The sequence below is a fragment of the Paenibacillus glycanilyticus genome (assembly GCF_030161375.1).
GTDB classification, from domain to species: Bacteria; Bacillota; Bacilli; order Paenibacillales; family Paenibacillaceae; genus Pristimantibacillus; species Pristimantibacillus glycanilyticus_B.
Window position 1 is genome coordinate 84,596 of the sequence record NZ_BSSQ01000035.1, and the last position, 12,681, is coordinate 97,276.

The 12,681-nt window shown below is 50.8% G+C and carries 8 protein-coding genes; all 8 read right to left on the reverse strand.

All coding sequences use genetic code 11. From position 1 onward, the window contains the following. Positions 1–158: 158 nt before the first annotated feature. Entirely contained in the window at positions 159–1,826 is a 1,668-nt protein-coding gene (locus tag QQK89_RS29395; protein WP_284242338.1) for a DUF4038 domain-containing protein, read from the reverse strand. 101 nt (positions 1,827–1,927) lie between these two features. Then, the gene (locus QQK89_RS29400; RefSeq protein ID WP_284242339.1) at positions 1,928–3,706 is read right to left on the reverse strand and encodes a cache domain-containing sensor histidine kinase; all 1,779 of its coding nucleotides are present in this window, start codon (positions 3,704–3,706) and stop codon (positions 1,928–1,930) included. After that, a complete protein-coding gene (locus QQK89_RS29405) occupies positions 3,706–5,283 on the reverse strand; it encodes a response regulator (protein WP_284242340.1) in 1,578 nt (525 codons plus the stop codon). Before QQK89_RS29405 ends, QQK89_RS29400 begins: the two co-directional genes overlap by 1 nt. Before the next feature lie 114 nt (positions 5,284–5,397). After that, positions 5,398–7,080, reverse strand: a complete 1,683-nt coding sequence (locus QQK89_RS29410; protein ID WP_284242341.1) for an extracellular solute-binding protein — start codon at positions 7,078–7,080, stop codon at positions 5,398–5,400. An 88-nt stretch (positions 7,081–7,168) separates the two neighbouring features. Further along, on the reverse strand, positions 7,169–8,074 hold the full coding sequence (locus QQK89_RS29415; protein WP_284242342.1) for a carbohydrate ABC transporter permease: 906 nt from the start codon (positions 8,072–8,074) through the stop codon (positions 7,169–7,171). Between the two features lie 30 nt (positions 8,075–8,104). Continuing rightward, complete coding sequence (locus QQK89_RS29420) at positions 8,105–9,034, reverse strand: ABC transporter permease (RefSeq protein WP_284242344.1); 930 nt, start codon at positions 9,032–9,034, stop codon at positions 8,105–8,107. Positions 9,035–9,224: 190 nt separating this feature from the next. Beyond that, complete coding sequence (locus tag QQK89_RS29425; protein ID WP_284242347.1) at positions 9,225–11,654, reverse strand: family 43 glycosylhydrolase; 2,430 nt, start codon at positions 11,652–11,654, stop codon at positions 9,225–9,227. Between the two features lie 11 nt (positions 11,655–11,665). Continuing rightward, on the reverse strand, positions 11,666–12,625 hold the full coding sequence (locus QQK89_RS29430) for a zinc-dependent alcohol dehydrogenase (protein WP_284242350.1): 960 nt from the start codon (positions 12,623–12,625) through the stop codon (positions 11,666–11,668). Between the last annotated feature and the right edge of the window lie 56 nt (positions 12,626–12,681).

Genomic DNA, 12,681 nt, shown 5'->3' on the forward strand with positions numbered 1-12,681 from the left:
TCCTATATCCTCCTCATTATAGGGGCGGCTTTACGAAAGTAGAGTGGGACAATAGATTGCTGCAGGTAGGAAGATCGGGTGATTATGCTCTCTAAAAAAAACAGGCCGTTGCGAGTTCCAATTTCAGGATTCTCCACGGCCTGCGGGTTACAACGGTATTAGTCCTCGCTTCGTCTCAGACGGAGCACGTAATCATTATTCACTGCGCTGCTCCCTGCTTGAGGGCACTCGAACTGAACGGCTTGTCCCGACGCTTGAATAACATGCGGTTCCATAAATTGTCCTGTTCTCGGGTTATACCAGGTCGTTTCGTAGCTCCCGGCTTGCAGTTGAAGCTCAATGTTCTGGGGAACCGGTGTATACACGATGTACAGTTCACCCTCATTGGCAAGACAGAACGCATCCGGTTGCTTGACCAAAGCTTCACTCGGGTTCGCCTTCCACCACGCGCAAGTTTCGAAGAAAGTCGCAATGTGGGCAAACCCTTCGAGCAGCTTCATCGAATCATCGCCGCGCCCGTTCACCCAGCCGCCGAGACCATGTCCCGCGTATTCTCCGCTTGTCTGATAACCGCCGGCCATATAGATTTCCCATGCTCTGCGCCTCAGCGTATCGCGGCTTCTCATCGGGTATACTTTGCCTTCGCCCCAAGCCGTCGGGTAATGATCTTCATAGCCAAATTCTTCGTTGATTTGAGGAATGATTCTGCCTGTTTGCAGCTGCAATTCCCTGTTCTGCCGCATGTACGAATAACCGCCGTTCTCATCCCAGCTTTGGTATACGGCGAAATCCGCCCAGCCCGACGTGCGGAATTCAAAGGTTCCGTGCCCATGGCAGGTCATGAGATGATGATAGGGATCGCATGATTGAAGATAATGCCCCATTCGTTCCACCCATTGCCGCGGACGGATCAACCGGTATTCATTCGTTAGGTCCCAGGTTATATTCGGGAAAGCAGCGAGCCGTGACGCCGCATAACGGAAATACCTCTGTTCGTCTTGGCCGCCCATCAGAAGCTTGCCAAAGGGATCAGCACCCTTTCGGTAAGCGTCTACATACATAATGATAGAAAGAACGATATCTTTCCGGCCGGCGTATTCGACTAACCGCTCCAGCTTATGCCAATAAGCAAGGTCGAACCTGGTTACGTCCCATCCCGGATTTTCCGCATCTTCCGGACGTTCAGCCTTCCAAGGGCCATAGCAGAACGTGAAATCCTCCGATTCGTATACCGGCTCAAACCAAGCCATCGCGCTGCGCACCCTGCTGGAGCTTAATCCGAACCTCACCCGGTTAACTTTATGATGATGAAAGCGGTCAAGCGTGCGCCTGATTTCTTCTTCCTTGCGGATGCCGGGCAAATGGTAAGCCGTCATTCCGTTATAGAAGTAATGCTCGCCCGTTCCCTCCCATACGAAATGAAACGGATGCTCCTCATCTACCCGGATCAGTCCGCGGTTATCGCCGGCTATGGCATCGAAATGCCCCTCATGTGACCATACCTTGCCCCCGTATTGGAAAGAGACCGTGTAAACGTACCGCCCCGCCGAACGCGGCATGAATCGAATCCGATACAAGCTTCCGTCCTCCGAATCGCAAAATCCGTCTACCGGAATAAGGCTATCGCGATTGTCCGCCGTTCCGAGCTCGCCATCGGGCGTACCATGTTGAAAGGTAAATAAGTCTTCATCGCGTCCGAATTGTCCGATGATCTCCACTTCGGTGAATGGATTGCGAAATGCCGGTTCATCAACCCGAATAACGATCTCGTAGCGATCGTAAGTGACAACCGCATTTGCCGTAACCGGTACAAAGGAAATGTTCATTCAACAGGCTCCCTCTTTAAGTGTCTTACGTCTCCCCCTATGTTACCTATGAACGGCCATTAGCGGAGTAGGATTTATGACTGTTCTTGGATAGACAATCGTTAGGCATTTCTCCCGCCGATTCGAATGGCGGGTACCGTTATGCGTACGGATGTCCCTATTCCTTGACCGCCGCCAAACTCCACGCCGTAGGCCTGTCCGTATTGAAGTTTAATTCGCTCATCGACATTGCGGACGCCGTAGCCTATTTTGACTCCATTCGGATCATTGATCTGCCGAAGCTGCTCTTTGCTCATGCCTACGCCATCGTCAACAATGCCAAAGACGATTAGATCGCCTTCCCGCCTCGCCATTAGCTTTAACGACATTTCATCCTCGAAAAAAGCATGCTGCAGCGCATTTTCCAGGAACGGCTGAAGAATAATTTTGATCGTTTCGTACCCGTATACGGAAGGTTCGATATCATACCATACCTGAATCCGGTCCCGGTGCTTGATTTTCTGTATCTCCAGATAAGTGATAGCCTGCTCCAGCTCTTTGGTAACGGGAATATGAGTCTTGCCTTCGTTTAGCGTAAGACGGTAAAACTTCGCAAGTCCCATAACCATGTCATGCAGCCTGTCGATCTCGCCCATCTTGGCCAACCGGCTGATCGAAGATAACGTATTGTACAGAAAATGCGGGTTAATCTGCGCTTGCAGCGTCTCGAGCTCGGCTTCCTTTTTCTCTATGTTGGCCAGATACACTTCTTGAATCAATAGATCGATGTCTTTGCTCATCTTATTAAACGCTCTTGCAATCTGAGCGAATTCATCGGCGCCGTGAATCTCCATCCGGCTTCCGAAATCGCCGCTCCGGAACGCGTTCAAGGAAGCGATAACTCTCTTTACCCCGTTGGAGAAATAACGAGAGATCACAATTCCAATCGCAATCAGCACGATCGTGCTTATAAAACAAACAAGCAGCGTCAAATTGCGGACATGCCTGGCATCCTTCTCCAGTACCGATTGAGGTAGGGATGCTATGATCTTCCAGCCCAATCCGGGCAAAACATCCTGTATGGTAAACGTTTGGCGACCTGCAGTCTCGCCAAAGTTGTTATCCGTAACACCGGACAGCCGCATTGTCTTGCCCTCGCTGTCCTCTACCGATAAAGTGCTGGAGTCTCCGAGCTTCCGGTAATCGGCCGCTTCCAGCAGAGCATCCACCTTGACCATAATGCGGAGGATGCCAAATGTTTTGCCCTTATCGAAATCGACAAGGCGGCGAATCATGGACACGTTGCCGAATTCCCCGTCATTCTCGACCTGGCTCCAGACATATTCTTCTCCCCTGTACACCTTGGGCTCAATGGCATCCGGATTGGCTTGCCAAGGCAAGTCTTTGTACCAAGATTCGTCTTCGATGCGTGACAGATGGTAAATATCGAACCGGTTATTCTCGTTAAGCGGATCGTTCCGCGAATCCAGCTCGCCATAGATCTCGGGAAAAGATTCCTCGGCCAAATAGAGCCGTACCTGCAGCTTGCCGCTTGCTCTAAGCATTATGTTCTGCAAGGTGGGCAGCATGTAATTCTGAAGAGAATCGTAGCTCGTCCAGCCTTCCTTGTACGTTCGCAGCAGCTTTTGCACGGTCAGATCGTAAAACAGCTGATCCGAGCTTCGCTTGATCTCGGACGACTTGTAATCGATATTATCCCGCATCTGCTCCAAGGTTCCGCTAAGATTAACGCGGGTTTGCTCCTTGATCGAGTGCACCGACGACTGGTAGGCAATCATGCCAACAACCGCCGTTGGCGTTAAGGCGAAGACAAGATAAGAGATCATCAGCTTGAAGCCGAAGGACATCCGCTTATCCTTAAGTCCAAGCAACCGCTTCATCAACGCTGCCTCCTGAACTCGTTCGGCGAGAGCCCGTAGGCATCCCGGAACAGCTTGTTGAAGTGGGTCAGATTTTTGTAACCGACGCTGAAGGCAACCTCGTAAACTTTGCGTACCGGGTCCTGCAGCATTTCATGCGCTTTGGCGAGCCTTTGCCGAATGACGAACTCGCTGAACGTGACCCCGCTCTCTTCCTTAAAGAGATGGCCCAGATAGTTGGGCGAGAACGAGAAACGGTCCGCCACTTCGCGAAGCTCGATGCTCCGGTCAAGATGGGCATTCACGTACTCCTCGATCTCTTTAATGATTTTATGGTTCTTCTTCTGCTTCTTTCTCTGCAAGGATTCCGAAATTTCGAAGAATCTCCTGCGCATCCACGACTGGATATCGTACACCGTCTCGAAATGATAGAGTATGTCTAGCTGATCAAATCGGATGCCTAAGAGACTTTCCAGATTCTCGTTCACGCTTTCCAAATAAGTATCCAGCTTGGAAAGAATATGCTGGGCGAAGGACTGGACATTTAATTTTCGGTCGAAATGCTTGATAAAGGAAAATAAATCCTGCAGACAATCGTCAATTTTGACAAGATCGTAATTCAGCATAGCCGCAAACATCTCGTCCAGCATGATCTCCGGACGTCTTCCTTCTGCTCCTCTTTCCTCCGCAACGTCGATGGCTTGAATAATCCGGTTTTTCCCGCTCAGCCATTTGTGCTCCAATAACTTATTTACTTCCGAGAAAGCTGTTGGCAATGCCGTAAGTAGAGGGAAAGGCGCTCCAGCCGCTGCCGTAATCGTGCCGCTTAACCGCTCTCTGAATGTCGTCAACAGCTGCTGCGCCACTGTTTCCAGTGATTGTTCGGTAACGTCAAATACGAGCAGTATCCGAATCGCATGGACCCGTAACGCAAATAAAGCTCCCATTGAGCTTGAAGCATACTCTATGAATTTCAATGCTTGTTCAGCTTGCTCGTCCCCGGAATCTGCTGCTTCTCTTTTTGCGTATTTGAGACCGGCGTCATCCAATTCTGCCAGTATGACCCCATAACTCGATTCGCGATTGTCTAACCCTGCTTCTGCGAGCCACTCTTCCTCCGAGGCAGGCACCTGTTCTCCCCGCAGCCATCTTTTCATTTGTTCATCCCGAATAAGAGGGGCTGACTCGCGGTATTTCTCGTCCATGGCACCGCGATACCGTTCGGTATCGAGTTGGGAACGGATTTCCTTAAGCACTTTCATCATTTCCGCGTGATCTACGGGTTTTAGAACGTAACCGTTTGCATTCATCTGGATGGCTTGCCGGGCGTACTGAAATTCCTCATGCCCGCTTACAAACACGACTTTCAGTTCACAGCCCGCATCCTTAAGCTTGCGAACGAGTTCAAGACCCGACATAATCGGCATGCGGATATCCGTGACCAGCACATCCGCTTCATTGTTTTTCAAATACTCGATAACCTTGAAAGCGTTAGTTGCCCGGTACACAACCTCCATGCCAAGTTCCTTCCAAGGCAGGAGAAACTCCATGCCCTCCAGATCCAGCATTTCATCATCCGCTAGTATTACTCGATACACGGAAGCCACCTCGATTCCTGTCATTCCTGTCGGCAATGGAAAATATAGCAAGGACCGAGCAGATATAGCTTTAGTATATCTGCTCGGCCCTTTCGCTTACAGTGCACAATATTCTTATTTGCCAGCCATTTGTTTCAGGTTGTTCTGCCAAGCTTCAGTCTCGTAATCGAGCAGCTTCTGGTAGCCTTGAGACATCGCTTCGTCTTGCGCTTTTTTCAAGATGTTATCAACTTCTTCATCACTCTTGGCGAACAAGGCTTGCGCATAATATTTCTTGAAGATCTCGTCAACCGCCGTTTTGGCAATACCCGCTTCCGTGTCTCCGGCAGGCATCAGATTAACGAAAGCCGTAAGATCCTGAGACGTCTTCCAGGTAACGGCCGATTGCTGAGTATCCGGCCATTGCACTTGCTCCGGCTTCATCTTCGCATTGTTGGCCATCTTCATTGTGTCCAGATAAGTCGTATTGCCCACCCATGCCCAGCGGCCAAGTTTGTCTTTGTCTTTGTCCTCTTGCGGAGTATTAAACCAGGTATCGTTCAGTACAGGATAATCGTTAGCGTCCATTTCGTTCCAATATTTGCCCTTTGGACCAAAGTAAAGCGTGGACATCCCTTCCGGACCTGTAAGCCAATCCATGAAGGCAAAGATGGCTTCCGGATCCTTGGCGGCCGTCGTGATAACGTTCACGTTCCAACCAAGCTTGTTATAGTTGTTAGGGAACACTTTATCCTTGCTAACGCCTTCCTTATGAACCGGCCAAATAACCTCGTAACCGCTATCCGGATCATTTTTGCGCATGACCGTATTGGCCGCGTTGATCTGATTTTCCAGCACGGAGTAGGAAGCAAATACGGCAACCTTGCCGTTCGTCAGCTTCTCGAATACCTGTTCCTTCTTCTCGGTAAGAGAATCCTGCGTCATTAACTTCTCTCTGAACAGCTTGCTTGCATATTTCATTGTTTCATTAAATACAGGGTCCGTGAATATAGATACGAATTTGCCGTCCACAGGCACCGCGCGGTTCTGACCCGGCCAGTTCGGCGAATAACCTTCTCCGAATCCGGATGCCAGAATTTGAACGCCTTGCGCTTCTACGTCCGTCTCAAGCGGCACCATGTCGGGATACGTAGCTTTCACCTTTTGCAAATACGCATACAAGTCGTCAAAGGTTTCGAGCTTCGGCGAACCAAGCTCCTTATACACTTTGCGGTTAATTAAGTAACCCGCGTTGCCGTTGGAGGAAGTCGTATACCAGTTCGGCATTTGGTAAATATGTCCATCCGAGGAGCGAAGCATATTAATCGTCTCATCGCCCATCCATTTCTTGAAGTTCGGATATTTGTTGTAGTAATCGTCGAGCGGGATTAGCTTGCCAGCCTGGCGAAGCTTCTCCACATCGGGTCCGCGGTCGAGCAGTAAGACATCCGTCAAATCATCGGTAGCCAGCATCGTGCTGAATTTCTGCTGCGCGGCACCGCCGGATTGAACTGGTTCAATCGTCACCTTCAGATTGTCCTGAATCCACTTCGTAGGAACATCGTCCGCCCATGGATCAAGCGTAAGCCAATCATAGTTGCCGTACATCGAGAATTTAAGCGGTTGGCTGCCAAGCTGGAAGCCGGCCGGTGAAGCGGAAGCGTTGTTCGAGGATGGCGTTGATTCACCGGATGAGCCGCTTGGAGAAGCTTCCGGTTTGTTGTTCCCGTTGTTGCTGTTGCTGCAGGCTCCAAGAGCCGTGCTGGCAATTAGCAAAGCGGACATGATGGCAATCCATGATTTCCTAGTCTTCTTCATAGTCTAGTAACCCCTCTCGTTCTTCTTTATTATATATAGAAACTCTTCGGGAGGAAGCGTATAAGAGGATAACCTCCCGGAAGAAACTCTACCCCTTGATGGAACCTACCAGAACGCCTTTTACGAAATATTTCTGAAGAAAAGGATAGATTAGGATAATCGGCATGGAAGCGACAAGCATCGTAGCCATGCTAAGCGATTTGCTCGTAACGGTCTGAATCTTCCCTACTGCATCGATCGCCGACGCATTGCCTCCCGTCTGTGTGGCGAGCATCTCCGTTGCCAAATTCGAGTTCAGAATTTGTTGCAGGACGGAGGAGATTGGGAGCAAATTCATCTTATTGATATAGATAGCGGCGGTGAACCAGTCGTTCCAATGGTAGACTGCCGTAAATAAAGCCAGAGTTGCGAATACCGGACCCGATACGGGGATCACGATTCGAACGAAAGTTCCGAAATTCGTGCAGCCGTCCATTTTGGCTGATTCTTCAAGCCCGTCAGGCAATTCGCGGAAGAACGTCCGGAATATAATCATGTTATACACGCTGATCAACGAAGGGATAACGAGTACCCAGAACGTATTGTTCAGATGCAGTTCCTTGTTCAGAACAAACGAAGGAATAAGTCCGCCGCTGAAGAACATCGTGACGATGCAATAGAACATATAAGGTTTGAACAATAAAATTTTCGTCTTGGACAATCCGTAAGCCAGCATGGACGTGAAGGCGATCGACAATGCGGTGCCAACGATCACGCGCAGAACGGAAATTAGAAAAGCGTGGGTGAGCCGTCCGTCTTCGAAGACCAGCTTATAGTTGTCCAGTGTAAATACCCTCGGCCAAAACGTAATGTCTCCTCTTGCCGTATCAGCGCCCGCGTTGAACGAAATAACGATGGCATTCCAGAACGGATACAAGGTTACCAGGCCTAACAGAATCAGTACGATATATACGAAAGATTGAAATACCTTCTCGCCAGAGCTAAGCTTTATCATAAGCGAATCCTCGTTTCTTCTTTTCTAGCCTTACCATAAGCTTTGTCCCGATCTTCTGGCCAAGCGGTTTGCACCGATCAGCAGCAACACGTTAATCGCCGATTTGAATAGTCCTACAGCGGCCGCATAAGAGAAACGCTGGTTTTGAATGCCGATCCGGTAGACGTAAGTATCAATGACATCCGAGACATCCCGCACGATCGCGTTAACCCCGTTGTTGGTCAAGATCAGAATATCCTCAAACCCGGCGTTCATGACGTTGCCGATGGCCAGAATCATAAAGATAACGATGACCGGCATGATGCTTGGCAGCGTAATGGAGAACATTTGCCGGAAGCGGTTGGCTCCGTCAATGGAAGCCGATTCATACAGGTGGGGATCAATGCCCGAAATGGCTGCCAGATAGACGATTGAGGAGAAGCCAATATCCTTCCACACGTTGCTTGCGATCAGAATGCCCCAGAAATAATTCGATTCGGAAAGCCAGTTGATCGGTTCGTCGATCAGATGCAGCTTCATAAGCAGAATGTTGATGCTGCCGTTGTCGACCGATAACATGGAAATGACGAAGCCCCCTACTATAACCCATGAGAGAAAATGCGGTAAATAACTCACAGTTTGGATAATTCGCTTAAAGGCAGCTCTGCCTACCTCATTAAGCAGAAGCGCGAGCGCTATTGGAGCCGGAAAGCTGAATACCAGCTTCAACAGGCTTACAATAACCGTGTTCCGCATAATGGTCCAAAAATCCGGCGAATGGAAAAACATTCGGAAATGCTTCGTACCCGCCCACGGACTGTCGGCAAAACCTTTGAACAAGTTGTAATCCTGAAAGGCCGTCACCACGCCGTACATGGGCAGATAGCTGAACACAAAGAGCAGCAGCACTCCCGGAATAATCATGAGATGGATGTCCCATTCTCGTCTCAAGCGTTTTTTTAGTTGTGATTGTGTTCTCATCCTAACTGTCCCTCCAGTAACCGATTGCCTTGTTTTGCTTGTATTCAGCATACCTTTCAGCCGCCGGGGCCATCAATCGACGCGAACAACGAAAACTAGACGGGAACAACGGACTTCGCTAAAACTTGATGAAATGCCATGAAAAAGCCCTCCGCGAAGCAAATCGCGGAGGGCTTTCTATTAATCTGTATTAAGATTCCGACATGCGAACGATAGGCCGATTCTTCTCCCAGTCCATAACAAACCAGGCATAACGCGAGTTCTCCAAATCGTCCTTATTCCATTGATCGGCCATAAATATCACAGGTTTACCCGTATCTGGCGACTGCAAGACCCATGTTCCCTGAGCCTCGAAGGTTCGGTCAGCCCCCTCGCCTTGGCATGGGTTGCCCATAGGCATCCAAGGTCCTTCGGGGTTTGACGCCATTGCCCACTCCGCCTCGTTAGGCTCCCAGCCGGTACAACCGGAGGTAATCATGTGATAGCTTCCGTCTTTCTTGAAGACGGCAGGCGCCTCCCGATATTGGCCAGCAAAGTTGCGGGTGAAGGTATTCTGCACTCCCAAGTAATCTTCGGACAACTCCGTTATATGCAAAGTGGCATTCCCTTCCGACGAATAATAGAGGTATGCCCGGTCATCCTCGTCTTGAAACAACGTAAAATCGCGGCTTTCTTCCCCGTTTGGCCGAATGCTCCCCACGTATTGGAACGGTCCTTCCGGCGCTTCCGCCACGGCAATCCCGCAGCTGGCTGCTTTGTAATCTTCATCGTCCGCATGCAGCCACATCACGAACCGCTTGGTGGAGGCGTTGTATAGAACCTTCGGACGCTCCGCCACTCTGCTCGCATGCAATTCGCTCTCCGGATCGTTCTCGGCCTTAAGGACAAGTCCCCGGAACTGCCAATTGGTCAGGTCGATTGAAGAATAACAGCCAATGCCCAAGAAATCGACCCGGTTAATGCCGGCTGGGCTCGTCGATGTTGCTCCGCGTTTGTATTCGCCATACCAGTAATATACGCCTTCATGGTACAAGATGCTTCCGCCATGCGCATGTACGGGACGCCTATCCGTATCCAGCCAGAGATCGCCCGGTTTACGCAATTGAGCAGGCTCAAGGCAAGCTTGCAGTGGCGCCGCAGGCAGGCCATGTCCGTTCCTCAGATTGGCCATCATCCAATTCCGCCACCCGTAACGAACCCTTCTCGGATGGGAGATGTGTTCGCAGGATACTTGAATGGTCCGGCCATCCGAGAGCACGGATGCTGCCGCATAATGGAATAAGCCTTCCTCATCGGCTAGTTCAAATCCATCTATTCCCCGTACTCCGCCTTTCAACCCGCTATCCGCATGTCCGAAGCGAAGATGAACGGTTCCCGCTTCCAGCCATGCCGCTTCGAGGGTTGGCCTTTCTGCAATAACGGGCAGCCCGTACACCTTATTTAAAGCCAATCGGGCAAGGCGTTCCCCAATCGGCTTCTTATCCTTCGGATGAATATCCTCCTTCTCCCCGCAATCCAGCGAGACGACCATATGCGCATGAGGTACCAGATGTGCCACGGCTTGTTGAGCGTCCCGAAGATTCGGCCAATCCTGGCCGAATGCAGCATCTCCTTTGCCAAAGAACGGCAGTTGCACAAATAGAAAAGGCAAGGCGCGGTCTTGCCAATCGGCTCTCCATTTGAGAATCAAGGCGGTTAGAAGCCTCTCGTATTCTCCGCCAAGCATGACGTCGTTCTCGCCTTGGTAATAGATAAACCCTTTTATGGAGTAAGGGATGACCCGCTTCACCATGGTATGATATAGCCCGTTTGGACGCTGATGGCTATGCGGCCCAAGCGGCATTGGCCAAGGATATGGCGGCAGCTGCTCAGAAGGCAAACCTTGCCTGACTCCTTCTTCCTGCAGCTTCACCTGCTCGAGATAAACGCTCATTTGGCGCTCGTAATCAGGAAGGTGAAACTCTTCCATAACCTTCTGATGTTTCTCCAGAATAGGAGTCAGACAAGGATCGGATAACAACGTCTCTTCCGGGACCCAGCAGGCTGCCGACGTGTCTCCCCAATTGCAGCCGATGATCCCGATTGGCACGTCGTCCAGCGACTCCCGCAAGCTACGGGCAAAATAATAAGCAACCGCGGAGAACTTCCCTGCTGCTTCGGGAGACGCTGACTCCCAACTAGGCTGACCATGCTCCCTCTCCTCATATAAACTTTCGTGAGCGACCCGGGGAACATGGAAATACCGCAAGTTGGAATCCTTTGCCTGAAGCAGCGCTTCTTGCCCTCCAAAGGATTCTTCCAACGGCCACTCCATGTTGGATTGTCCGCCCGCGAGCCACACATCTCCGACCCAGATATCGGTCAGAACCAGGTTATTGTTGCTTTCCTGATCCTCAATCCGCAACTCATAGGGTCCCCCGGCTTCAAACTCCGGCAGGAACGCTTCCCATTCCTCCCCGCAGCCAGTAGCAAATGCGGAATAGCCTTCTAAACTTACTTTCAGGTTAGTATTCGCCGTTAGTCTCTTGCCCCAGACGCGGATGGGCTTGCCGCGCTGCAGCACCGCTCCGTCTGCTAACAAAAAGTTCACGCTGAACTTTCTTTGCTGCAGGGTCTCCATTCCTTCCATCTTCATAGCTTGGGGATCACGACTCCCTTCAGATAACCGGCCGGCCGCTTCTCAAGAGCCTCAAATGCCTGCTGAATCTGATTCAAGGAATATTGGTGGCTTACAATGCCTTCCAAACGGAATACCCCCTTATTGAGAAGCTGTACAGCTCTTCTCAAATCATCCTGCTCACTGAGAGAGTAACCCGGATGAGGGACGCGAATCTCAACAGAACGTTCTACCATGCCCACAACGTCAAGGTTGTCGGCAGCCGATTTATACGAGCTCATTAGAACCAATCGGCCACGGCCAGCCTTAAGCATTGCGATCCCGTCATTAATGACCTTCGTGTTGCCTGTCCCTTCGATTACAAAATCCGCCATGTGGCCCCGCGTAATCGCCCGGATCGCTTCGATTGCATTCCCGGCAGCCGGGTTCACCGTATGCGTTGCGCCGTAATTCGCGGCCAGCTTCAGCTTCTCTTCATCAACGTCTACCGCGATCAAAGCGCTGAGCGAGTTGCCCGCAAGAGCTTGAATAGCCCATAGTCCCATCGGTCCCGCGCCTATCACTACCCCGTAATCGCCCGCTTCCGGCGCAGCGCCGCGCAGCACGGTAACCACGCACTTAAGCGGTTCGCCAAGCGCATGTTCCGGTTTAATTCCCGGGGCAACCTTCTCGCAGTTGCTCGCAGCTACCGTCATGTAATCGGAGAACCCGTCGAGCGCACCGGGCAGACCGGTAACCACATCCCCAATCTCAAAGCCGGCAACATGTCCCCCTTTGTCTACAACCCTACCTACGAATTCATGTCCAAGCGACATTGGAGCCTCTCCGATTCGCCCTTGATAATGGTTAAGCTCCCAGGTACATAATCCGCAGGCCAATACTTCCAGCAACAGCTCGTTCGGCTGCATCCGCAGCTCCGTTTCCCTTACCTCTAATTTGCCCGGTTCAATCAGATAAGCTCTTCTAGTAAACATTTCAACTCCGCCTCTCCCGGAAATCTCTATTCTTCTGCCGCATATGGCAGAGAAGC

Excerpts from the sequence above, each read along its gene's own strand:
- QQK89_RS29410 (WP_284242341.1), bottom strand. The coding sequence starts at position 7,080 with ATGAAGAAGACTAGGAAATCATGGATTGCCATCATGTCCGCTTTGCTA.
- QQK89_RS29430 (WP_284242350.1), bottom strand. The coding sequence starts at position 12,625 with ATGTTTACTAGAAGAGCTTATCTGATTGAACCGGGCAAATTAGAGGTA.
- QQK89_RS29400 (WP_284242339.1), bottom strand. The coding sequence starts at position 3,706 with ATGAAGCGGTTGCTTGGACTTAAGGATAAGCGGATGTCCTTCGGCTTC.
- QQK89_RS29420 (WP_284242344.1), bottom strand. The coding sequence starts at position 9,034 with ATGAGAACACAATCACAACTAAAAAAACGCTTGAGACGAGAATGGGAC.
- QQK89_RS29425 (WP_284242347.1), bottom strand. The coding sequence starts at position 11,654 with ATGGAGACCCTGCAGCAAAGAAAGTTCAGCGTGAACTTTTTGTTAGCA.
- QQK89_RS29395 (WP_284242338.1), bottom strand. The coding sequence starts at position 1,826 with ATGAACATTTCCTTTGTACCGGTTACGGCAAATGCGGTTGTCACTTAC.
- QQK89_RS29415 (WP_284242342.1), bottom strand. The coding sequence starts at position 8,074 with ATGATAAAGCTTAGCTCTGGCGAGAAGGTATTTCAATCTTTCGTATAT.